Source organism: Rhizobium sp. 01L419, assembly GCF_056400025.1.
On record NZ_JBFTSM010000023.1, the window covers coordinates 1 to 22,614 of the forward strand.

Below are 22,614 nucleotides of genomic sequence, written 5' to 3' on the forward strand. Positions count from 1 at the left end.
GTTTGCGTTCCGTTGTCCAGCGTCGCCGCCGGACGTCACCGATCATCAAGTCAACCTGTCGAAACTCGTTAGACATAAGCTTATCCTCAAGCCTGTGCTTGAGCCTTCCTGCTTATGCTGAGTGTCCGGTCGAAAATGGGGGCAGTTCACTGGCCCAATTGCGAATGTGTTGAATTTCTGAACATCAGGAGAATTTTTAGCGCGAATATCCTGCGGCGTCGCAAGCTGGCCGTCGTCGTAGAGTTCGTTGGCAAGCAGTGTGTGCCACGTCTGATTTGCGTAAGCTTGGCATCTGGGACAATTGAAGGAACGTGTGTCGATTGATGGACGTACGGGAGGCATCGTTAGCTCTGTGAATGGGAAAACGTATCTCGGGGTGATTGCAATCTAGTTGCTACCTGGCGGCTTGCTGCCGGCCGCCTTGAAGTAGTCGTAGACCGTCTCGATCCATTGGCCGCCAGGCACTCGGCCTATGACCGGAACAATCAAAGGCGCAATAAGTAGCAACGCAGTGACGAGGCCTGAAGCTAGCCGCTTTCGGCCATCTGAAATAACGTCACCGAGAAGCGCCTTTGTGGCGATCGACCAGAGATTTTCATGTGAGCGGGTGAGGGAAAGGACATCTCGCTTATCCGGGGGCTGCACCTCCTCGACCCAGCCTTGTACGGTCTCAAGGGCATTTATTACCGACTTGTCGGCCAAGCGATCGTGCTCAAGCTTTCGCGCCAATTCCGCGGTGCCTTCCACGAGCTTCGCCACTGACCCGGCATCGACGTTTAGAGCAGCCGCATTCTCAGAGTAGATCCGCCAGTCTTCAAATTGGGCCAGCGCTAGAAACACGCTTTCGATGTGGCCAATCAATAAGCCGAAAAGTGTCGGTGACAGCTCGTCCAGATCTCCGTGAACAATACGGTTGCAGATTTGAGCTCGAGCGCCAATCTGGACGATGTTGTTGTGACTCAGCATCGTCGACTGAAGTCGCTGAAAAGCCTCCTTGAGACGCGGTGATGCGTTTGTCGCTACCAAGTCCTGATTGACGTATTCACCGTGCTCCACAGCCGCCTCCAGGGCTGAAACAGCAATGTCGGCCTCTCGACCGTAAGCGCGCACGGGCTGATCGACTACCTTTAGGGCATCGCCTTCGAAACCGAATGCGAAGGCCGCTAGTTTTTGTCCCGGGGTAGCGTCTAGAACGTCTTCCGGGTCGAGCTGGTTGAGGCCGATTCTCAGACCCAGCAGCAGATTATTCAAACTCGATCTGTCCAGCTCAGAAATCGGGATAGCGGATAGCGCTATTTCGAGTCCGGCGATGTCCGGTGTTCGCAAGGAATCGACTTTGCCGAGGAGTCGCTGCACCTGAGCCCTGAGCTCTGAAAGGTTTGCAACGAAGTGGTCATTCCTTGCAGCCCGCATTCGGCCGACGCGAGCATCCATTTCCTGCAGCAGGTTGCGGAGTTTGTCAGGCTTCATCGGTTTCCCATGACCAAGAACGCCACGGCATTGTAAGGTGACGAGGGGAAGGGTGCCAGAAGATCCTAGCCGGATGGGATTTATCCACAGGAGTCGAACCGCTGAAACGCGCTTCCAAAAGTGGGGAGGGGAAGTGGGGAAGAAAGCGCCTGCTTCGGATTACTCAACGAAAACAGGCGCTTATCTTCAAATATGGCTCCCCGGGCCGGATTGCTGCCGATCGTTTAGTGCGGGAAGCTAGAGCACAGCCGGCCAGCTGGCCAGTAAAAACAGTCATGAAATCGGCAGGTGCAGGATCGGCTACTCCGCCGAGATCTGACGGCGCTGGCTTCCTGCCGAATGCCGGATGACCTCGGAAATCTGGAGCAGTTGTTTGGCCAGAGGCGTCGAATTGCGCCAGATGATCCCGATCGTTCGCAGGGGGCGGGGCGTGCGGAACCGGGAGATGGAGACATCCGCCGAGCGCGTCTCAACCGGTACCGCCATTTCGGGGATCAGGGTTACACCAATGCCGGCGCTGACCATCTGCACCAGCGTCGAAAGAGAACTGCCCTCCATGATTTCCCGAGGGCGTGTCGATTCTATGCCGCAGAATGACAGGGCCTGATCGCGAAAGCAGTGCCCTTCCTCAAGCAGAAGCAGGCGCATTTGGCGCAGGGCCTCGGGTTCCGGCACCGGCTTGCCTTCGTCTTCGCGGTGCCGGACCAACACGAATTCCTCCTCAAACAGTTTGATCTCGGTGAGGGATGGCTGCGATACTGGCAGGGCGACCACTGCCAGATCCAGCTCGCCTTGCGCCACTTCGTGAACCAGCCTGGCCGTTAGCGTTTCGCGCACCTGTATTTCAATGCTGTCGAAGGTTCTGTTCAGATCGCTGATGATGGTTGGCAGCAAATAGGGTGCGATGGTTGGAATGATTCCGATTCTGAGCCGCGTCAGCAGCTTGTCCTGCGAAGCACGGGCAAGATCCGCGAGCTCGTCCACGGCGCGAAGAATGTCGCGGACGCGGAGCGCGAGCAGTTGTCCGAAGGCGGTGAGTTTTACTTCTTTGGCGCCCCTTTCGAAGAGATCGCCCCCCATTTGTTCCTCTAGCTCCTTGATCTGCATGGACAGAGCGGGCTGCGAAATCGCACATGCATCGGCGGCGTGCCGGAAACGGCCATGGCGCGCCAGGGCTTCAAAATAGCGAAGCTGTTTGAGTGTAAGGTTGGTCATAATTTCAGCTTATCGCAGCCATCAGTAAATCCAACTTAAATTTATGATGGGCTTCCGATAAGAAGGAACGAAGGGGAGGATGCGCAGCGATCCTGCTGCTGACCCGTACGGGGTTGGAACGCAGTCGGGCAGGCAGCCAAGCCGAATGGTTTAGACGCACAGGCTGCCCTGAAGCGGCAGCCCCAGGGAAGCAACAGGAGAAAACTATGGACCAGAAACCTGACAGCGCGGGCAAATGTCCCGTCGACCATACGGCTCACCGCAGCAGAGGGAACCGCGACTGGTGGCCGAACCATCTCGACCTGCAGATGCTTCACCATCATTCCGGTCTTTCCGACCCGATGGGCAAGGATTTCGACTATGCCGAAGAGTTCAAGAAGCTTGATCTCGAAGCAGTGAAGGCGGATCTCCATGCGTTGATGACGGATTCGCAGGACTGGTGGCCGGCGGACTTCGGCCATTACGGCGGCCTGTTCATCCGCATGGCCTGGCACAGCGCCGGCACCTATCGCATTACCGACGGTCGCGGCGGCGCCGGTCAGGGCCAGCAGCGTTTTGCGCCGCTCAACAGCTGGCCTGACAACGTCAACCTCGACAAGGCCCGCCGCCTGCTTTGGCCGATCAAGCAGAAATACGGCAACAGCATTTCCTGGGCCGACCTGCTCATCCTGACTGGCAACGTCGCGCTCGAATCCATGGGCTTCAAGACCTTCGGTTTTGCCGGCGGTCGCGCCGACGTCTGGGAGCCGGAAGAGCTCTACTGGGGTCCGGAAGGCACCTGGCTCGGCGACGAGCGCTATAGCGGCGAACGCGAACTGGCAGAGCCACTTGGCGCCGTGCAGATGGGCCTCATCTATGTCAACCCGGAAGGCCCGAACGGAACTCCCGATGCGCTTGCATCCGCTCGCGACATCCGCGAGACCTTCGCGCGCATGGCGATGAATGACGAAGAGACCGTGGCGCTGATTGCCGGCGGCCACACTTTCGGCAAGACCCATGGTGCCGGCGATCCGTCGTTTGTCGGCGTCGATCCTGAAGGTGGCGAGCTCGAGGCCCAGGGCCTTGGCTGGACGAGCAAGTTCAACAGCGGCGTCGGTCGCGATGCCATCGGCAGCGGCCTGGAAGTCACCTGGACCCAAACGCCGACCCAGTGGAGCAACTACTTTTTCGAAAACCTCTTCGGTTTCGAATGGGAGCTGACCACGAGCCCGGGCGGTGCCAAACAGTGGGTGGCGAAAAATGCCGAGGCCTCCATTCCGGATGCCTTCGACCCCTCGAAAAAGCAACTGCCGACCATGCTGACCAGCGACCTGGCGCTGCGTGTCGATCCGATTTACGAGAAGATCTCACGCCGTTTTCTGGAAAACCCGGACCAGTTCGCCGACGCCTTTGCCCGCGCCTGGTTCAAGCTGACACACCGCGACATGGGTCCGAAGGTCCGCTACCTCGGCCCGGAAGTGCCGGCCGAAGACCTGATCTGGCAGGACGTCATTCCGGCCGTCGATCACCCTGTTGTCGATGACGCCGATATTGCCGAGCTGAAGGTCAAGGTCGTTGCCTCGGGCCTGTCGGTACAGGAGCTGGTCTCGACCGCCTGGGCCTCCGCCTCGAGCTTCCGCGGCTCCGACAAGCGCGGCGGCGCCAATGGCGCACGCATCCGTCTTGCTCCGCAGAAGGATTGGGATGTCAACGAACCGCCGCAGCTCGCCAAGGTTCTGGGCGTCCTCGAAGGCATCCAGAAGGCCTTCAATGCCGCCCAGACCGGCGGCAAGAAGATCTCCCTTGCCGACTTGATCGTCCTGGCCGGCGCAGCAGGCGTCGAGAAGGCCGCAAGGGCAGGGGGGCACGACGTCGTCGTGCCGTTCACGCCGGGCCGCGCGGATGCCTCGCTGGAGCAGACCGACGTTGCATCCTTCGCAGCTCTGGAGCCGCGCATCGACGGTTTCCGCAACTATGTGAACAGCAAGCGCCTGCAGTTTATGAAGCCGGAAGAAGCGCTCGTCGACCGCGCACAACTGCTGACGCTGACCGCACCTGAGATGACGGTTCTCGTCGGCGGTCTGCGTGTGCTGAAGGCCGGCAAGCCGGAGCACGGCGTCTTCACCTCGCGTCCGGAAGCGCTGACGAACGATTTCTTCGTCAACCTGCTCGACATGGGCACGGTTTGGGCTCCGGTTGCAGGGAAGGAAGGCGTTTACGAAGGACGCGACCGCAAGACGAACGAAGTCAAGTGGACCGGCACCCGCGTCGACCTGGTCTTCGGTTCCCACTCGCAGCTTCGCGCCCTTGCCGAAGTCTACGGCCAGTCGGACGCCAAGGCGAAGTTCGTCAAGGACTTCGTCGCGGCATGGACCAAGGTCATGAACGCAGATCGTTTCGATCTCGTCTGATTGAAGCTCTGTCTGGACGCGGCGGAAACGCTGCGTCCAGACGTCAAGCGTTTAGTATTGAGCGCTCAATTCTTTCGCTATTGCGGCTGGCAACCGCCATCAACCTCCAAGTAAAACTCTTCCTGATCCAAGGCGCGCGCCCGTCGGCAGTCAATCACGATCCTTTCGGCCTGAAACCAACCCAATGCCGATGCGTTGTCGGAACACAGCGGGTGGAAGAGATCATGGATTCCAAAGCATCGACCAGAAGTTTGCATGTCTCGGGCGCGCGAGATGACGATCGCAGCATACCAAGATTGGTCGGCGATCACGGGGTGATTGGCGATCTCGCGACGATCGCTCTGGTGGCGAAGGATGGCGCGGTCGATTTTCTGTGCTGGCCGAATTTCGACAGCCCATCGATTTTTGCTGCGCTGCTGGATCCGGAACGCGGCGGCGTTTTTGAGCTTTATCCTGATATCCCCGACGCCCGCGTCACGCAGCAATATCTGCCCGACACGAATGTCTTGCTGACGCGGTGGATGGGCGTGGGGCTGAGCGCCGAGATCACCGATTTCATGGTGGTCAAGGATGCTGACCCCGACGGGCCGACAACGGTTGTCAGGCGTATACGCGCTACGCGCGGCGACGTTGCTGTCAGGATGCGTTGTGCGCCGCGTTTCAACTATGCGATGGAACCGGTCCGACCGGACATCGTGGGCAATTGCGCGACTTGGCGCTCGCCGTCGGCGGCGGGCTTCCGCATAAGCTCTAATGTTGCGCTGATGCAGGACGGAAACGATGTCATCTCGCCGGATATCCGGCTCAAGGCCGGCGAGACGGCAGATTTCGTGCTTGCCGCTGTCGATAGCGATCCGGTGGAATCGTGCGACATTCAGGCCCTCGAAAATGGCACGATCGATTATTGGCAGGATTGGGCCGGGCAATCCACCTATCGTGGGCGCTGGCGCGAGATGGTCAACCGGGCCGCCTTGGCCTTGAAGCTGCTCACCTCCCGTCGGCATGGCTCGATCATCGCCGCCGGAACCTTCGGGCTGCCGGAGGCTCCGGGTGGCACGCGCAACTGGGACTATCGCGCCACCTGGATCAGAGATGCGTCTTTCAGTGTTTATGCGCTGATGCGTCTTGGTTATCGGAAAGAGGCCGAGGCTTTCAATGCATGGATCGGAAAACGTGCGTCCAACTGCGACTACGGCGGACGACTGGATATCATGTATGCCCTCGATGGTGGCGATGTGCCCGACGAAGTTGTCCTCGACCATCTCAGTGGCTATGGCGGAGCGCGTCCGGTTCGCGTTGGCAACAAGGCCTCGGAGCAGTTTCAGCTCGACATCTACGGCGAGCTGATGGACTCGATCTATCTCAGCAACAAATATGGACATGCCATTTCGCATAAGGCGTGGCAGGGCGTGCGTGAGGTGATCGATTACGTTTGCGAGCATTGGCAGGACGCGGATGCCGGGATCTGGGAAATGCGGCGGGAGCCGCAATATTTCCTGCATTCGCGCCTGATGTGCTGGGTGGCGGTCGACCGGGCGCTGCGGCTGGCAAACAAGCGTTCCCTTGCCGCCCCCTTTGCCCGATGGCTCGAAACCCGCAACGATATTCACGATGATATATGGCAAAATTTCTGGAACAGCGAGAAAGGGCATTTCGTACAGACGAAGCACGGCGACAGTCTGGATGCGTCACTGCTCTTGATGCCGCTTGTGCGATTTGTCAGTGCGACCGATCCACAATGGCTCGCGACGCTCCATGCAATCGGCAGGGAACTAGCGGATGATGGCGTTGTCTATCGCTACAAGAGCGCCGATGGGCTGGGCGGCCGGGAAGGGGCCTTCTCTGCCTGCTCCTTCTGGTATGCGGAATGCCTTGCCAGGGCGGGCGATCTCAAGAAAGCCCGTCGCGTCTTCGAGGCGGTATTGAACCACGCGAACCATGTCGGTCTCTATGCCGAGGAATTTGACATGAGATCGGAGCTTTCAGGGAATTTTCCGCAGGCGTTCACCCATCTCGCGCTCATCAGCGCCGCCTATTATCTGGATCGTGAACTGGATACCCGGAATGACCAGGAATGGCGGCCTTAGCAAATTGCCGCTGTAGCCGCCGATTGTTGGAAGGAGACACAATGAGCAAGGATCTCAAGACAGGTGACAAGGTGTCGTGGAATACGAGCCAGGGAGAAACCGCCGGCAAAATTGTCAAAAAGCAGACGACGCGGACCAAGATCAGAGAGCATGAGGTGAAAGCCTCGAAGTCCGATCCGCAATATATCGTGGAGAGCGAAAAATCCGGCAAAAGGGCTGCGCACAGGCCCGATCAGCTGCACAAAAAGCAATGACTGCAGTCATTCTTTGTTGACGTGACGGGACCGTGATTGCCAAGGGTTCTGACGCCACCTTCGCGTATCGGCGGGTATTTTCGATCCAGACTTTCTGCTTTTTTCCAAAACGCATAGCGCAACAACGCTGTGTTAGAAGTTTCTTTAATTCTCCTTCACTCCGATTTCGCTATCATGGCCTCATGAGAATAAGCACCATCACCAACTGGGCCTACGGCATAACCGTGATCCTTACGGCGCTTTCGGCTGTGGCCTTTATCATGTCGTCACGTAGTGCCGAAGACGAAAGGCGTGCGGTTGAGGAGCATCTCGCGCTCGACACACTTGCCGAACAGCTTCAGATGGGTGCGGAATTCTCAAGCGATGAAGCACGGCTCTATGTCATGCGGGGCGAACAGCGCCACCTTATTGCATTCAAGGCCGACGAGGAAACAGAGCGGCAGCGCGAAACAGCCGCCGAGCAGATCGCGGCGAGGGATATATCTGCCGTAGAGCGGAATATTATCGAGGACATAGACAAACAGGCCGAGGCGCTTGACGCTGTGGAAGCCGCCGCTGTCGATGCCTATCAGAAAGGAGATCGGCAGGCAGCACAGCAGGCGCTTTTTGGACCGGAGCACGAGCGGTTGCAGACGGCTCTGGTGGAATCGGCTGGGCGTTTGCGCGATATCACGGCGACACGCACCGGCGCGGCACTCGACGATGCGAGCCGGCGCAGTGACCAATGGAGCCTTGTCGCAAAGATCATGCTGGGCATCACCGGCCTGCTCTTCCTCGCCGTACTCTACTTTATCCTGCGGCGTCGGGTGGCCATGCCCCTCGTGCGCATGACGGGCATCGTCACCCGGTTGGCCAAACAGGACTATGCCGTCGAGGTTCCTGACGATCGCCGCCACGACGAAATCGGCGAGATGAACGAGGCCATCCAGATTTTTCGCGAAAACGGCCTTGAACGCGAGCGTCTGGATGCCGAGCGGCGGGCGGACCAGCACACCAAGGATCTCATCCTGCAGATGATGCATCGCCTTCAGGCCTGTGAGAATCAGCATGAACTGGCCGATGTCGTCGCGCGCTTTGCGCCGCAGATCTTTCCGGGCATTGCCGGAAGTCTTTATACCCTGAACGAGGACAAGTCCTCTCTCGCGCAGGCCGGCACGTGGCTGGAGCCTGTCAATGCGCAGGCGGCTTTCTCGGCCAATGCCTGCTGGGGTCTGCGGCGCGGCCGCCCCCATATGAGCGGCATCGGCGATGGCGATGTGACCTGCCTTCATGTCGAAGGCAGCGGTGTTACGACCTCCTGTTTCCCGCTGACCGCGCAGGGCGATATGATTGGCCTTCTCTATCTCGAGGAACGCGACGGGCGGGTGCCGGTGCTGGAAAATGCCCGCCTCTATCTTGAGTTGATTGCCGAGAATGTCGGACTGGCGGTCGCCAACCTGCAGCTTCGCGAGAAGCTGACCGATCTTGCGGTGCGCGATCCGTTGACCGGGCTTTTCAACCGCCGCTTCCTCGCTGACACGTTGCACCGGCGCGGCCGTGACGATGCCGATGAGCCGTTGGTATGCCTGATGATCGACATTGATCATTTCAAGGGCTTCAACGACAAGTTCGGCCACGATGCCGGTGACTTGGTCATGCAATATGTCGGGCAAATCCTGCGAAATGCCGCTGCCGGATACGGCTACGCATTTCGTTTCGGCGGTGAGGAATTCACAATACTACTGCCTGACCACAGCGAAGAGGGCGGCTTCCAATTCGCCGAAATGCTGCGTGCGCAGATCAGTTCAGCGGCACTCTCCCACTCAGGTCAGATTCTCGGCGCCGTGTCGGTGTCGATCGGTGTGGCTGTGTCACCCGGGGAAGGTGCAGTCGATACGCTGGTGAGCCGAGCAGATGCGGCCCTTCTGGATGCCAAGGCCAAGGGCCGCAACCGAACGGTCCTGGCAAGCAGCCTGAGCCGGAAAGCGCAGGAAACCCTACGCCCCTGATGCCTGCAAACAGGTAATCAGCCGATTAATTGCCGACTGCGCCGTGTGGCGCAAGTTCGCCGATTTCGCGGCTTGCGCCGTAATCGCGCTCATGGGCCGAACGGGAGCGGTTTTCCTGGCGACCGCTCAGATCACGGTAGTAGCGCTCAGTGATGCCGTCGGCATAGGTGCCGGTATCGACATCAAAGCTGTCAGCCGACGGCTTGATCGAGAAAAATTTGAACATCGTCAGGGTCCCTCCACAGCGAGCATCAACACGCAGGTATGTCGTTCTGTTCCTTCCTTAAGGCTAATATAGTTAAAAAATTAACCATGTTTGAACAAGCGGCATTTGCATGGGGCAAATGCCGCTCGATTGCGGAAAATTGTCAGATCTGATGAAGAAGCAACGCCAGCAACTGTTGCAGCGAAACGCAGCCTAGCTGCTGGCCACTTGGTGACATGACAACGGCACAGGAGACGTCGGCGCGCGACATTTCCCGCAACGCTCCCTCGATATCCATGTCCTCAGAAAGCTGAAGCCGGCTTTCGGCAGGGGTCTGTTTGGCGACCGCACCGATCTTGATGACCCGGCCGCGATTGACCTCCTTGACGAAGGCGGCAATGTAATCGTTGGCGGGATTGAGAACGATTTCAGCCGCCGAACCCTGCTGGATGACCTCGCCGTCCCGCAGGATGACGATTTTCTCCCCGAGCCGCAGTGCTTCGTCGAGATCGTGGGTGATGAAGACGACCGTCTTCTTCAGATCCTTCTGCAGATCGAGGAGGACGGTCTGCATGTCGACGCGGATCAGCGGATCGAGTGCTGAATAGGCTTCGTCCATCAGCAGGATTTCAGCATCGTTGGTCAATGCCCGTGCAAGCCCGACACGCTGCTGCATGCCGCCGGAGAGCTGGTTCGGATAATGTTCGGCGAAGCCTTCCAGGCCGACGCGCTTGATCCAGGCATTCGCCCGTTCCTCACGCTCCGCCTTCGCAACGCCCTGGATCTCCAGCCCATAAACGGTGTTCTGCAGCACGTTGCGGTGCGGCAGGAGCCCAAAACGCTGGAACACCATGGCGGTCTTCTGGCGCCGGAATTCGCGAAGCTGCAGCGCATCCATGCGACAGACATCCGCGCTGCCATAGAGGACTTCTCCCGATGTGGGATCGATCAGCCGGTTGATATGGCGGATCAGCGTAGACTTGCCGGAGCCGGAAAGGCCCATGATCACGGTGATCCTGCCGCCCGGGATAGTGATGTTGATGTCCTTTAACCCCAGCACATGACCATGCTCCTTATTGAGCTCGGTCTTCGACATGCCTTTGCTGACGGCTTCAACGTAGTCGCGGCCGCGCGGGCCGAAGATCTTGAAGAGGTTCCGGATCTCGATCGAATTGCTATCCATGCACGATCTCCCGGTGCTTCTGGAGCCGCAGGCCATAGGCCTGGCTGATCCGGTCGAAGATGATGGCAATGCCGACGATTGCCAGACCGTTGAAGACGCCGAGGGTGAAGTACTGATTGGCAATGGCTTTAAGAACCGGCTGGCCGAGGCCCTGAACACCGATCATGGAGGCAATGACCACCATGGCGAGCGCCATCATGATCGTCTGATTGATGCCGGCCATGATGGTCGGCAGCGCCAGCGGCAATTGAACGTTGCGAAGCTTCTGCCAGCTGGATGAGCCGAAAGCGTCTGCCGCCTCCAGCACATTCTCGTCGACCATGCGGATGCCGAGATTGGTCAGACGGATCATCGGGGGAAGGGCGTAGATCACGACGGCGATGACGCCGGGCACCCGGCCGATGCCGAGAAGCATGACGACTGGGATAAGATAGACGAAACTCGGCATCGTCTGCATGACATCGAGGATCGGATTGACGACCCTTTGTACGGCGTTGGAGCGCGACATCAGGATGCCGAGCGGCAGACCGATGGCGATGGACAGCACAGTGCAGACGAGGATCATCGACACCGTCTTCATCGTGTCCTGCCACATGTCGAAATAGCCGATGATCAGAAGCGTCAGCATGCAGCCGATAACGACCTTCCAGCTACGGCTGGCAAACCAGGCGATGGCGGCTAAAGCCAGCAGGATGATTGGCCAGGGCGTGCCGGTCAGCAGCCGTTCGGCCCAGATGAGAAAACTCTGCAACGGGCTGAAGGCTGCTTCAATACCGTCGCCATAGGCGCGGGTGAAGGCGCGAAATCCTTCGTCTACGCTCTTCTTCAGCTCGCGCAGCATGTCGTCGTTCATTGTCGGAAATTTCCAGAGCCAATCCATAGCGGTTCCCCAAAATAGATAGCGGCGGCGGCCGATTGTTATTTTGGCCGTCGCGCCGAAGGATTGTCTGGGCAGCGCTGAGGCTGCCCATGTCGTGTCTGAATGATCAGAGCGAAGCCTTGATCTTTTCTGCGGCTTCGGGGGAGACCCAATCCTTCCAGAGGGGTTCGTTGTTCTTCAGGAAGTATTTCGCGCCGTCTTCTCCGGTCGCCTGATTGTCGGTCATCCAGGCGATCAGCTTGTTGACGGTGTCATTGGTCCAGGCACGCTTCTTCAGGTAATCGATGGCCGGGCTGCCGCGATCGGCAAAGCTCTTGCTGATCAGCGTCTTCACGTCATCGGCCGGCCAGGCATTCGGCTTGGGATCGGCGCAATCTGCAACCGAGGTGCAACGCTTCCATTCGGCGGCATCATATTCCGTGCCGTAGCCGAGCTTGACCATCTCGTATTTGCCAAGCAGGGAGGTCGGTGCCCAATAATAACCGACCCAGGGCTGCTTGCCCTCATAGGCCTTGGCGATCGAGCCATCGAGGCCTGCGGCCGAACCGGTGTCGACAAGCGTGAAGCCGGCTTTTTCTGCGTCATAGGCCTTGAAGAGCTGAGATGTGACGACAGTGCCGCCCCAGCCCTGCGGGCCGTTGAAGACAGCGCCCTTGCTCTTGTCTTCCGGTGCCGGGAAGAGTTCGGGATGCTTGAGAAGGTCGGGGATGGTCTTAACGTCGGGATGGGCGTCGGCGATGTATTTGGGGATCCACCAGCCCTGGATTGCGCCATCGGAGAGGATCTTGGCGCCTTCGACGACCTTGCCGCCTTCAAGGCCACGCTTGACCAGTTCCGGCTGAAGGCTGACCCAGGCTTCCGGGGCGATATCCGGTTCGCCTTTTTCTGCCATGGAGGTCAGGGTGGGGACGGTATCACCGGTGACGATTTCGGCCGTGCAGCCATACCCTTCCTCGAGAATGATCTTGTCGAGGCTTGCGGCCACTTCCGCGGACTGCCAGTTCATGCTCGCAATCGTGACATTACCGCAATCGGCTGCAAAAACGCTGCCGCTTGCGAGCATCGTGCCGGCGGCAAAGATGGTGGATGCCAAAAGTACTTTCATTTTCTTGTTCCCTCTGGTCCGCGGTGCATCCTTAACCCGGGCGCCGGCGGCACCGCGTGCGCCGACCCCTGCATTGAGCCTGCTTTAGGACCGCAACGGCCATTCTGGTTGCGCCAGAAAATGGCGCATTAGAACCTTCTTTCAATGCTGTCTTAAACACGGCGTCGCTGATGGAATGATGGCGTGGTGTAGTCGCGCCATGGTTGCGCTTTTCATTCGAAGGGCCATCGGCTGAGAACGCGGACCACCATTCACTTGTTGCAGATGGTTCGCGAGAATCGCTGGAACAGATCGCGTCACACCCTCTTCCTTTTTGGCTTGGCGTATTCCCACCTCGGTCTCGTTTTCCACAATCGCAAAGACGGCTTATCGACGCGCTTGCCAGAAGTTGGATACTAATATATTACTTTCTTCATCAGGCCGAGTGGAGGCGGTTCCCGATGATTTCAAACGCGCGATTGCTGATCTGCTTCTTGGAAGGAATGCGATGAATTCGCCCTCCGCAACCGTGCGCAAGAAGCGCTCCCTGCAGGGGGTCACGGTGCTTTCGCATCAGCGGGCGGCTGCCCCGCGGGCGGCGACCCTGGTCTATGATGCGCTTCTCGACGATATCGTCTCGCTGCGTCGCAAGCCGATGGAACTCCTGAACGAGAAGGAGTTGGAGGCGCAGTTCGGTGTCAGCCGCACGCCGATTCGTGAGGCGATCATCCGGCTTTCCGATGACGGCCTGGTCGACGTCTTTCCGCAATCCGGCACTTTCGTTTCCCGCATTCCGCGCCGCGCGCTTTATGAGGCAATCCTCGTGCGCAAGGCGCTGGAGGACACAACGGTTTCGATCGCCGTCGAGAAGATGACGCCGGCCGGCCTCAGGGCACTGGAGCGTAATCTTGCTGATCTGGATGCCTGCCACCGTGAAGGCGATGTGGCGAGCTTCCACGTCATCGACAATGATTTCCACCAGCTCATCAGCAGCATCGCCGGGTTTCCCGGCATCTGGGCAATCATCCAGCAGGTCAAGGTTCACAGTGACCGTTATCGCCTGCTGACGCTGCCTCAGCAGGGCCGCCTGACGCGCGTCATCGAGGAACATGCCGCGGTCATCGATTGCATGCGCAACGGCGACGAGGAAGGGGCCAAGGCCGCCATGGGGTTCCATCTCGGCAAGCTGCTGCACGAAGTCGAAAAGGCCGAGATGCTCGACCCAGCCTATTTCATTGAGGATGCCCCGCAGATGGTGGCATCCGGAGGAGAGAAGGATCATTCCAATGCAGATTGACGTACGACACGCCTCCCATCAAGAAGCAGTCAGAGGCTTCGATACGGACACGCTACGGCGTCACTTCTTGGTCGAGACGGTGTTTGCACCTGACGAGATCAGGCTTACCTATTCCCACTATGACCGTATGGTCATCGGCGGTGCCGCGCCGCTCGGCACGGGCCTCGCACTCACGGCGCCAAAGGCGATCGGCCAGGAGACGTTTCTGGCTGAACGTGAACTCGGCGTGCTGAATGTCGGTAGTTCGGGCCGCGTGATCGTCGACGGCACGGTTTACGCTCTGGCGAAGTATGATTGCCTCTATATCGGCAGGGGCGTTGTCGATGTCCGCTTTGAAAGTGTGGATGCCGGCAGTCCGGCAAAATTCTACCTGGTTTCAACGCCGGCTCATGCCAGCCACCCGACCGTGCTTCTGACGCGCGACAAGGCGCGGCATCTGACGCCGGGCGAGGCGGCGACCGCCAACAAGCGTTCCATCTACCAGTATATTCATCCCGAGGTTTGCCAGTCCTGCCAGCTGACAATGGGCTTCACCAGCCTGGAGACCGGCAGCATCTGGAACACCATGCCGAGCCACACGCATGACCGGCGCATGGAAGCCTATCTCTATTTCGATCTCGATGCCGACCAGCGTGTCTTCCATTTCATGGGCGAGCCGCGTGAGACGCGCCATATGCTCGTCGCCAACGAGCAGGCGATCATTTCGCCGCCCTGGTCGATCCATTCGGGCGCCGGCACCAAGAACTACAGCTTCATCTGGGCGATGGCCGGCGACAACAAGAGCTTCACCGACATGGACCATGTCGCCATCGGCGATCTGAGGTGATGACGATGCAGGCTCTTTTCGACCTCTCGGGAAAAACCGCCGTCGTCACCGGTGCCAATACCGGCATCGGGCAGGGGATCGCCGCTGCATTGGCGCAAGCCGGTGCGTCGATCGTCGCCGTCGGCCGCTCGTCGATGGATGAGACGGAAGCGATGGTGACGAAGGCGGGTGCGAAATTCCACGTCATCAAGGCCGATCTCGGCACGATCGAGCCGGCCAAGCCGATCGTTGCAGAGGCGTTGGAGCGTTTTGGTAGGCTCGACATCCTCATCAACAACGCCGGCATAATCCGCCGCGCTGATGCGATCGATTTCACCGAGGAAGATTGGGATGCGGTGATGAACGTCAACCTGAAGACGGCTTTCTTCCTGTCTCAGGCCGCCGCCCGCCATATGCTCGAACAGGCGCGCGGCAAGATCATCAATATCGCTTCGCTGCTCTCCTTTCAGGGCGGCATCCGCATTCCGTCCTACACGGCCTCGAAGAGCGGTCTTGCGGGACTGACGCGGCTACTTGCCTGTGAATGGGCCGGCAAGGGCGTGAACGTCAATGCCATCGCGCCCGGCTATTTCGTCACCAACAACACGACGGCACTGCGCGAAGATGCCGATCGCAATGCGAGCATCCTTGCCCGCATTCCGGCCGGCCGCTGGGGTGAGCCAGGCGATATCGGCGGTGCCGCGGTGTTCCTGGCATCATCAGCATCCGACTACGTGCACGGCACCGTGCTGCCGGTCGACGGAGGCTGGCTGGCGCGCTGACGCGACGGCCATGAGGACAAATGACGCTTTCCCACGGGAAAGCGGGGTCGCGTCAAAGGAGTTGACACGGCCGGAATGGAGGAGGACATGCAGTACCAGTTCGATTTTGCGGCCCTTTTGCCCTATTGGGGCGATTTCCTGTCGGGCGCGCTCGTCACGATCGAGATCACCGTCTTTTCGGTCATCATCGGTCTTGTCATCGGCGTTGCCTGTGCCATTGCCCGCCGCTCGAACATCGGCCCGCTCCGCACCCTCGTCAGCATCTATGTCGAGACAGTACGCAACACGCCCTTTATCGTGCAGATCTTCTTCATTTTCTTCGGGCTTTCCTCGATCGGCTTCCGCCTGCCGATCATCGCTGCCGCTGTCTTCGCCATGGTCATCAATGTCGGCGCCTATACGGCCGAGATCGTACGCGCCGGCATGGACTCCATTCATCCGAGCCAGATCGAGGCCGCCGAAGCGCTTGGCCTGTCGAAGCTGCAGATCTACCGCGATATCATCCTCTTGCCGGCCATCGAACGAGTCTATCCGGCGCTCTCCAGCCAGTTCATCCTGATGATGCTGTCGACCTCGATCGCCTCGCAGATATCAGCAGAAGAGCTGACGGGTGTTGCCAACAACATCCAGTCGAACACGTTCCGCTCGCTGGAAACCTATATGGTCGTCGCTGTCCTCTATATCGCCATCACCTATCTGATGCGGGCCGGCTTCTACGGCATCGGTCTCATCGCTTTCCCGCGCCGTCGCCGGCTCGGCACGTCGCTATAGGGGTCGGTCATGCTCGGTGGGTTTTCCTTCAATCATCTGATCTATCTGCTTGACGGTCTTGTCTGGACCGTCGTGCTATCCGCTCTCGCCTTCCTGCTTGGCGGCATTGCGGGCTTTTTCGTCATGCTATGCCGCATCTCGCGCTTCCTGTGGCTGCGGCGCGCCGCCCTTATTTACATCCAACTGGTCCAGGGCACGCCGCTCTTGATCCAGATGTTCATCCTCTATTTCGGCCTCGGGGTGATCAACATTTCCGTGCCGGCGCTGGTGGCGGCCGGTCTCGGCATGATGATCTATTCGAGTTCCTATCTCGGCGAAATCTGGCGCGGCTCGGTCGAATCCATCTCGCGTACCCAGTTCGAAGCGGCCGAGTGCCTCGGCCTGACGCGCTGGCAGGCGTTGAGGGATGTGATCTTGCCGCAGGCGCTGAAGATCGCCACGCCGCCGACGGTCGGCTTCCTCGTCCAGCTCGTCAAGAACACCTCGCTCGCCTCGGTCGTCGGCTTCCTGGAGCTGACCCGAGCGGCACAGGTCATCAACAACTCCCTGTTCCAGCCCTTCCTGGTCTTCGGTATCGCGGCGCTTCTCTATTTCGCCGTCTGCTACCCGCTGTCGGTCTGGAGCCGCTCTCTCGAGAGGAAACTCAATGTCGGTCGCCGTTAAGCTCACCAATGTCGTCAAGCGCTTCGGCGCTCTGGAGGTGCTGAAGGGCGTCTCCTTCGAGATCAATGCCGGCGAAGTGGTTGCGCTGATCGGCCAGTCCGGCTCCGGCAAGAGCACGGCGCTGCGCTGCATCAACCGGCTGGAGACGATCCAGGACGGTTCGATCGAAGTCTGCGGCCACCGCGTCGAGGATCCGAAGCTCGATCTCAGAACCCTGCGGCGCGACATCGGCATGGTGTTCCAGAGCTACAATCTCTTCCCGCATATGACAGTCGCCGAAAACATCATGCTGGCACTGCGCCGCGTGAAGGGCATCCGCAAGGATCAGGCTTTCGAGATCGCCAAGCAGGTGCTCGCCAAGGTCGGCCTTTCGGAAAAGATCGATGCCTATCCCGAGCAACTGTCCGGCGGCCAGCAGCAGCGTGTGGCGATCGCCCGTTCGCTTGCCATGCAGCCGAAGGTGATGCTGTTCGACGAGGTGACCTCGGCGCTCGACCCGAAGCTGACGGGCGAGGTGCTGCGCGTCATGGAAGATCTCGCCCGTGGTGGCATGACGATGATCGTCGTCACCCACGAGATGGGTTTTGCCAAGCGCGCCGCCAACCGCGTCATTTACATGCACACCGGCAAGGTCTGGGAGACGGGTGGTGCGGATATCCTGAGCAATCCGCAGACGCCGGAACTCAAGGAGTTCATGGCTGCAGAGCTTTAGACCTCGCCAAGTGCGGGAGGGAACTGCCTGCGCCGGATGGACCGGTGCGGGTTTCAGAGGAGGCCCGACAAAGAGCGGGCAGAGGCAATCAGGTAGAGGAGACTTGGAACATGCCGAAGACAATGATTTCGAAACTGGCACTTTTGGCCGGCGCAGGGCTGCTGGCATTGGCGAGCGTTGCGCATGCCGATGTACTCGACAACATCAAGAAGGCGGGCAAGGTGCGTATCGCCGTGGCGATGGGCATTCCGGAATATTCCTTCGTCGATGAGAACCTGAAGCCGTCAGGCTCGGACGTCGAGACCGCCAAGCTGATCGCCAAGGATCTTGGCGTCGAGCTCGAGCTGGTGGAAATCACCAACGCTGCCCGCGTTCCCTCGGTGCAGACGGGCAAGGCCGACATGGTCGTCTCCTCGCTCGGTATCACCGAAGAGCGCAAGAAGGCGATCGACTATTCCGTCCCCTATGCGACGCTCGCTCTCGTCGTCGCAGCGCCGCCGAGCATCGAGATCAAGAATTATGCCGATCTTGACGGCAAGCGCGTTGGCGTTACCCGTGCCACGACGAACGACCAGGATATCACTGCCAATGCAAAGGGTGCCGATATCGTCCGCTTCGAGGATGACGCAACGCTGATCACATCAGTCGTATCCGGCCAGGTCGATACCGTTTCCAGCCAGTCGGCCGTCATCAACGGCATCAACAAGAAGATGGCCGACCATCCGCTGCAAGTGAAGTTCACGCAGAAGGAAACGAACCTCGGCATCGGCATACCCAAGGGCGAAGCCAATCTGAAGGCGTGGCTCGACCAGTGGGTGAAGACCAACTTCGACAACAAGGTGCTGCGCGACATCTATAGCAAGTACCATAATGCTGCGCTGCCTGATGACCTGACCTCCCGTTGAGGAGAGTAGTCAGGCCGGCCTCATCAACCGCCAGCCCTCTATAATAGCGTCATTTCGGCTGATCTTCTCGCCGCGGTCCATCAGGCCGCGGCGTTCGATTTTTTGGGCTTAAAAATCCTGCCTGTGCTACGCCCTTCACAAATCGCACCCAGCGTCGATTTGGCCTTCTACAAAACGTTGACGATTTATCGATAATTTCTTAGTGATATTCCAAACGAACGTCGGAGGCGATTTTGTCGGGTACTGCGGCTGGTAACTGGGATTTCTGGATCGATCGTGGGGGCACCTTCACGGATATCGTCGGACGCGACCCGTCCGGCGCGTTGCACGCCCGAAAGGTGCTCTCTGAAAATCCGGACGCCTATCGTGATGCCGCTGTTCATGGGATCCGGCAGCATCTCGGCCTGACGGCCGGTGAGGCGATCCCGGTGGGGCTGATCGGCGAGGTGCGCATGGGCACCACGGTCGCCACCAATGCGTTGCTGGAGCGTAAGGGTGAGCGTCTGGCCCTGATCACCACGAAGGGTTTTCGCGACGCTCTGCGCATCGGCTACCAGGAACGCAAGAATATCTTCGCGACCGAAATCATCAAACCGGAAGCGCTCTATCAGGACGTGGTCGAGCTGAACGAGCGCGTGCTGGCCGACGGCACGGTCGAGATAGAGCTCGATGAGGCGGCAACGGAAACGGCGCTCCGCAATCTGCGCGCCAAGGGATACCGCGCCGTCGCGATCGTCTTCATGCATGCCTATAAATATCCCGAGCATGAGGCAGCGGCTGCGCGCATTGCCCGCGCCATCGGTTTCGAGCAGGTCTCCGTCAGCCACGAAGTCTCGCCGCTGATCAAGCTGGTCGGCCGCGGCGATACGACCGTTGTCGATGCCTATCTCTCGCCGGTGCTCGGCCGCTATGTGCGCCAGGTTTCCGATGAACTCGATGTGGTCCGCACAGGTGCCCGCGTCATGTTCATGATGTCGTCAGGCGGTCTGACCGCCGCCGATATGTTTCAGGGCAAGGACGCCATCCTGTCAGGCCCGGCCGGCGGCGTCGTCGGTCTTGCCAAAACCGGCGAGCAGGCAGGTTTCGGCCATGTGATCGGCTTCGATATGGGCGGCACCTCGACAGATGTCGCGCATTTTGACGGCGAGTACGAGCGGGCCTTCGAAACCGAAGTTGCCGGCGTTCGCGTTCGCGCACCGATGATGCTCATTCATACGGTGGCAGCCGGTGGCGGTTCGATCCTGCATTTCGACGGCGGCCGCTTCCGCGTCGGGCCAGATTCCGCCGGAGCCTATCCGGGGCCGGCCTGCTACCGGAATGGCGGGCCGCTTGCGGTAACCGACGCCAATGTCATGGCGGGCAAGCTGTTGCCGGAATTCTTCCCGGCGATCTTCGGCTCGAACCAGGACCAGCCGCTGGATGTCGAAACGGTACGGAAGGAATTTGCCGAACTTGCAGTCGAAATCGGTGATGGGCGCAGCCCGGAAGAAGTGGCGGATGGGTTCATCCGCATCGCCGTTGCCAATATGGTCGAGGCGATCAAGAAGATCTCCGTTCAGCGCGGTTATGACGTGACGCGTTATGCGCTCAACTGCTTCGGTGGCGCCGGCGGCCAGCATGCCTGTCTGGTGGCCGATGCGCTGGGCATGAAGAGCATCCTGCTGCATCCGATGTCCGGGCTGCTTTCGGCCTATGGCATGGGCTTGGCCGATATCCGTTCCACGCGCCAGAAGGCGCTCGGCGTGCCGCTCGACGGAGAGGCTCCCGCAGCGATTGCCGCCCTCGGGCTGCAGTTGCAGGCTGAAGGTCTCCCGGAACTGGTTGCGCAGGGCGTGGAGGCCGGCAAGATCAAGACGGTGCTTCGTGCGCATATCCGCTACGCCGGAACCGATACGCTGCTCGCGGTCGAGGCGCTCTTCCCGCAAGGGGATGATGCGGCGCGCCTTCGCAAGGAATTCGAGGTGCTGCACAAGCGCCGTTTCGGTTTCGTCGCCGAGGACAAGCCGTTGGTCGTGGAAGCCGTCGAGGTCGAATGCATCGGCGGTGCGGCGGCCGAGATCGATGTCGATCGGGGTGAGACGGGCAAGGGCGAAGCCCTGGCCGTTCGCCGGACCACCTTTCATTCGCAGGGCAATAGCCACGATGCGGCGGTCGTTCTGCGCGACGGCATCATCCCCGGCCAGACGGTCACCGGACCGGCCATCATCATCGAGCCGAACCAGACCATCGTCGTCGAGGATGGCTGGCAGGCGAGGCTGACGGCGCGCGATCACGTCGTGCTGACCCGCATTAAGGCCTTGCCGCAGCGCACGGCCATCGGCACCAAGGCCGATCCGGTCATGCTGGAGATCTTCAACAATCTCTTCATGTCGATTGCCGAGCAGATGGGCGTGACGCTGCAGAACACCGCTTATTCCGTCAACATCAAGGAGCGGCTTGATTTCTCCTGCGCAGTCTTCGATGCGGAAGGCAATCTCGTTGCCAACGCGCCGCACATGCCCGTGCATCTCGGCTCCATGGATGCGTCCGTGGCGACCGCCATCCGCGAAAATCCGGTCATTCATCCGGGCGATGTCTTCCTGATCAACGCGCCCTACAATGGCGGCACGCATCTGCCTGACCTTACCGTCTGCACGCCTGTCTTCGACGATTTCGGCACGCGCATCCGCTTCTGGGTCGCGAGCCGTGGTCACCACGCCGATATCGGCGGCATCTCGCCCGGTTCCATGTCGCCGCTTGCGACGCATATCGAGGAAGAAGGCGTCTATATCGACAATTTCAAGCTGCTCGATCGCGGCCTTTTTCGCGAGGACGCGCTTGCCGACCTGCTCACCGGTGCGCGCTATCCGGTGCGCACGCTGGCGCAGAACGTCAACGACCTGAAGGCGCAGGTCGCCGCCAATGAAAAGGGTGTGGCGGAACTCAAGAAGATGATTGTGCACTTCGGCGAGGATGTCGTCGACGCCTATATGGGCCATGTGCAGGACAACGCCGCCGAAAGCGTGCGCCGGGTGCTCGACCGCCTGCCCGATGGCGAGTTTTCCTACGAGATGGATCAGGGCTGCAAGATCGTCGTCAAGATCTCCATCAACAGGGACAAGCGCGAGGCGACGGTCGATTTTACCGGCACGTCTGCGCAGAGGTCGGACAATTTCAACGCGCCGGCACCGGTCACGCGGGCGGCTGTGCTCTACGTTTTCCGCGTGCTTGTCGAGGCGGATATTCCGATGAATGCCGGCTGCCTGCGACCGATCCGTATCGTCATTCCCGATGGCACGATGCTGACGCCGGCATACCCGGCAGCCGTCGTCGCCGGTAATGTCGAAGTCAGCCAGGCGGTCACCAATTGCCTGATCGGCGCCGTCGGTGCCATGGCCGCGGCGCAGGGGACGATGAACAACCTGACCTTCGGCAACGACAAATATCAATATTACGAAACCATCTGTTCTGGTGCCCCCGCCGGCCCCGGCTTCCATGGCGCGGACGCCGTGCATACACACATGACCAATTCGCGTTTGACCGATCCGGAAATCCTGGAGAGCCGCTTCCCTGTGGTGCTCGAAGATTTCCATATCCGGCCGGATTCCGGCGGCCGCGGTCAGTGGCATGCCGGCAACGGCACCCAGCGCACGATCCGCACGCTCGAGAGGCTGGAATTTGCCGTTCTCTCCGGCCATCGCCGCATCGCGCCCTTCGGCCTGAAAGGTGGCGAGCCCGGGCAGACCGGCCGCAACTATGTTCGGCGCAACGACGGTAGGGTCGATGAGTTGATTGGTGCCGCTCATACGGTGCTGGAAGCCGGCGAAGCCTTTACGGTCGTGACGCCAACAGGGGGCGGATACGGACCATCCGATGCTTGAAGTGCACTCGGCTAAAACGATTTAAAATCAATGCAATAGCAATGCGTTCCTATATGCCGAACG

At 59.7% G+C, this 22,614-nt stretch carries 18 protein-coding genes; 12 read left to right on the top strand and 6 right to left on the bottom strand.

What is annotated here, in order from left to right; genetic code table 11:
• Positions 1–387: 387 nt before the first annotated feature.
• Both AC1DUP_RS32010 and AC1DUP_RS32015 read right to left on the bottom strand, forming a co-directional pair.
• The gene (locus AC1DUP_RS32010) at positions 388–1,470 is read right to left on the bottom strand and encodes a hypothetical protein (RefSeq protein WP_477836740.1); all 1,083 of its coding nucleotides are present in this window, start codon (positions 1,468–1,470) and stop codon (positions 388–390) included.
• Between the two features lie 300 nt (positions 1,471–1,770).
• Positions 1,771–2,685 (bottom strand): hydrogen peroxide-inducible genes activator, encoded by a 915-nt coding sequence (locus AC1DUP_RS32015; protein WP_477836741.1) that lies wholly within the window; start codon positions 2,683–2,685, stop codon positions 1,771–1,773.
• 206 nt (positions 2,686–2,891) lie between these two features.
• On the opposite strand from AC1DUP_RS32015, the gene katG reads away from it, so the two are divergent.
• From katG to AC1DUP_RS32035, 4 genes are all read left to right on the top strand, one after another.
• Positions 2,892–5,075 (top strand): catalase/peroxidase HPI, encoded by a 2,184-nt coding sequence (gene katG / locus AC1DUP_RS32020; protein ID WP_477836742.1) that lies wholly within the window; start codon positions 2,892–2,894, stop codon positions 5,073–5,075.
• Between the two features lie 224 nt (positions 5,076–5,299).
• The gene (locus AC1DUP_RS32025) at positions 5,300–7,162 is read left to right on the top strand and encodes a glycoside hydrolase family 15 protein (protein WP_477836804.1); all 1,863 of its coding nucleotides are present in this window, start codon (positions 5,300–5,302) and stop codon (positions 7,160–7,162) included.
• Between the two features lie 41 nt (positions 7,163–7,203).
• Complete coding sequence (locus AC1DUP_RS32030) at positions 7,204–7,416, top strand: hypervirulence associated TUDOR domain-containing protein (RefSeq protein WP_477836743.1); 213 nt, start codon at positions 7,204–7,206, stop codon at positions 7,414–7,416.
• 182 nt (positions 7,417–7,598) lie between these two features.
• The gene (locus tag AC1DUP_RS32035) at positions 7,599–9,404 is read left to right on the top strand and encodes a diguanylate cyclase (protein WP_477836744.1); all 1,806 of its coding nucleotides are present in this window, start codon (positions 7,599–7,601) and stop codon (positions 9,402–9,404) included.
• A 25-nt stretch (positions 9,405–9,429) separates the two neighbouring features.
• On the opposite strand, the gene AC1DUP_RS32040 is transcribed toward AC1DUP_RS32035, so the two are convergent.
• From AC1DUP_RS32040 to AC1DUP_RS32055, 4 genes are all read right to left on the bottom strand, one after another.
• Positions 9,430–9,630 carry a hypothetical protein gene (locus tag AC1DUP_RS32040; protein ID WP_477836745.1) on the bottom strand — a complete coding sequence of 67 codons (201 nt, stop codon included), beginning with the start codon at positions 9,628–9,630 and terminating at the stop codon, positions 9,430–9,432.
• Between the two features lie 142 nt (positions 9,631–9,772).
• Complete coding sequence (locus tag AC1DUP_RS32045; RefSeq protein ID WP_477836746.1) at positions 9,773–10,792, bottom strand: quaternary amine ABC transporter ATP-binding protein; 1,020 nt, start codon at positions 10,790–10,792, stop codon at positions 9,773–9,775.
• Positions 10,785–11,672, bottom strand: a complete 888-nt coding sequence (locus tag AC1DUP_RS32050; protein ID WP_477836747.1) for an ABC transporter permease — start codon at positions 11,670–11,672, stop codon at positions 10,785–10,787. The genes AC1DUP_RS32045 and AC1DUP_RS32050 overlap by 8 nt, the downstream gene beginning before the upstream one ends.
• A 106-nt stretch (positions 11,673–11,778) precedes the next feature.
• Positions 11,779–12,777: an ABC transporter substrate-binding protein gene (locus tag AC1DUP_RS32055; RefSeq protein WP_113301735.1), complete on the bottom strand. Its 999-nt coding sequence runs from the start codon at positions 12,775–12,777 to the stop codon at positions 11,779–11,781.
• A 487-nt stretch (positions 12,778–13,264) separates the two neighbouring features.
• On the opposite strand from AC1DUP_RS32055, the gene AC1DUP_RS32060 reads away from it, so the two are divergent.
• From AC1DUP_RS32060 to AC1DUP_RS32095, 8 genes are all read left to right on the top strand, one after another.
• Positions 13,265–14,053 (top strand): GntR family transcriptional regulator, encoded by a 789-nt coding sequence (locus AC1DUP_RS32060; RefSeq protein WP_113307139.1) that lies wholly within the window; start codon positions 13,265–13,267, stop codon positions 14,051–14,053.
• On the top strand, positions 14,043–14,879 hold the full coding sequence (kduI, locus tag AC1DUP_RS32065; RefSeq protein ID WP_113307108.1) for a 5-dehydro-4-deoxy-D-glucuronate isomerase: 837 nt from the start codon (positions 14,043–14,045) through the stop codon (positions 14,877–14,879). The genes AC1DUP_RS32060 and kduI overlap by 11 nt, the downstream gene beginning before the upstream one ends.
• 5 nt (positions 14,880–14,884) lie before the next feature.
• A complete protein-coding gene (gene kduD, locus AC1DUP_RS32070) occupies positions 14,885–15,640 on the top strand; it encodes a 2-dehydro-3-deoxy-D-gluconate 5-dehydrogenase KduD (protein WP_113307140.1) in 756 nt (251 codons plus the stop codon).
• A gap of 87 nt (positions 15,641–15,727) precedes the next feature.
• The gene (locus AC1DUP_RS32075) at positions 15,728–16,411 is read left to right on the top strand and encodes an amino acid ABC transporter permease (protein WP_477836748.1); all 684 of its coding nucleotides are present in this window, start codon (positions 15,728–15,730) and stop codon (positions 16,409–16,411) included.
• A 9-nt stretch (positions 16,412–16,420) separates the two neighbouring features.
• Positions 16,421–17,074: an amino acid ABC transporter permease gene (locus AC1DUP_RS32080; RefSeq protein ID WP_113307109.1), complete on the top strand. Its 654-nt coding sequence runs from the start codon at positions 16,421–16,423 to the stop codon at positions 17,072–17,074.
• Positions 17,058–17,786, top strand: a complete 729-nt coding sequence (locus AC1DUP_RS32085) for an amino acid ABC transporter ATP-binding protein (protein ID WP_113301738.1) — start codon at positions 17,058–17,060, stop codon at positions 17,784–17,786. Before AC1DUP_RS32080 ends, AC1DUP_RS32085 begins: the two co-directional genes overlap by 17 nt.
• A 110-nt stretch (positions 17,787–17,896) precedes the next feature.
• Complete coding sequence (locus tag AC1DUP_RS32090) at positions 17,897–18,691, top strand: transporter substrate-binding domain-containing protein (RefSeq protein WP_477836749.1); 795 nt, start codon at positions 17,897–17,899, stop codon at positions 18,689–18,691.
• Between the two features lie 233 nt (positions 18,692–18,924).
• The gene (locus AC1DUP_RS32095; RefSeq protein ID WP_477836750.1) at positions 18,925–22,551 is read left to right on the top strand and encodes a hydantoinase B/oxoprolinase family protein; all 3,627 of its coding nucleotides are present in this window, start codon (positions 18,925–18,927) and stop codon (positions 22,549–22,551) included.
• The last annotated feature ends 63 nt before the right edge of the window (positions 22,552–22,614 follow it).

Excerpts from the sequence above, each read along its gene's own strand:
- AC1DUP_RS32010 (WP_477836740.1), bottom strand. The coding sequence starts at position 1,470 with ATGAAGCCTGACAAACTCCGCAACCTGCTGCAGGAAATGGATGCTCGC.
- AC1DUP_RS32015 (WP_477836741.1), bottom strand. The coding sequence starts at position 2,685 with ATGACCAACCTTACACTCAAACAGCTTCGCTATTTTGAAGCCCTGGCG.
- katG (WP_477836742.1), top strand. The coding sequence starts at position 2,892 with ATGGACCAGAAACCTGACAGCGCGGGCAAATGTCCCGTCGACCATACG.
- AC1DUP_RS32025 (WP_477836804.1), top strand. The coding sequence starts at position 5,300 with ATGGATTCCAAAGCATCGACCAGAAGTTTGCATGTCTCGGGCGCGCGA.
- AC1DUP_RS32030 (WP_477836743.1), top strand. The coding sequence starts at position 7,204 with ATGAGCAAGGATCTCAAGACAGGTGACAAGGTGTCGTGGAATACGAGC.
- AC1DUP_RS32035 (WP_477836744.1), top strand. The coding sequence starts at position 7,599 with ATGAGAATAAGCACCATCACCAACTGGGCCTACGGCATAACCGTGATC.
- AC1DUP_RS32040 (WP_477836745.1), bottom strand. The coding sequence starts at position 9,630 with ATGTTCAAATTTTTCTCGATCAAGCCGTCGGCTGACAGCTTTGATGTC.
- AC1DUP_RS32045 (WP_477836746.1), bottom strand. The coding sequence starts at position 10,792 with ATGGATAGCAATTCGATCGAGATCCGGAACCTCTTCAAGATCTTCGGC.
- AC1DUP_RS32050 (WP_477836747.1), bottom strand. The coding sequence starts at position 11,672 with ATGGATTGGCTCTGGAAATTTCCGACAATGAACGACGACATGCTGCGC.
- AC1DUP_RS32055 (WP_113301735.1), bottom strand. The coding sequence starts at position 12,777 with ATGAAAGTACTTTTGGCATCCACCATCTTTGCCGCCGGCACGATGCTC.
- AC1DUP_RS32060 (WP_113307139.1), top strand. The coding sequence starts at position 13,265 with ATGAATTCGCCCTCCGCAACCGTGCGCAAGAAGCGCTCCCTGCAGGGG.
- kduI (WP_113307108.1), top strand. The coding sequence starts at position 14,043 with ATGCAGATTGACGTACGACACGCCTCCCATCAAGAAGCAGTCAGAGGC.
- kduD (WP_113307140.1), top strand. The coding sequence starts at position 14,885 with ATGCAGGCTCTTTTCGACCTCTCGGGAAAAACCGCCGTCGTCACCGGT.
- AC1DUP_RS32075 (WP_477836748.1), top strand. The coding sequence starts at position 15,728 with ATGCAGTACCAGTTCGATTTTGCGGCCCTTTTGCCCTATTGGGGCGAT.
- AC1DUP_RS32080 (WP_113307109.1), top strand. The coding sequence starts at position 16,421 with ATGCTCGGTGGGTTTTCCTTCAATCATCTGATCTATCTGCTTGACGGT.
- AC1DUP_RS32085 (WP_113301738.1), top strand. The coding sequence starts at position 17,058 with ATGTCGGTCGCCGTTAAGCTCACCAATGTCGTCAAGCGCTTCGGCGCT.
- AC1DUP_RS32090 (WP_477836749.1), top strand. The coding sequence starts at position 17,897 with ATGCCGAAGACAATGATTTCGAAACTGGCACTTTTGGCCGGCGCAGGG.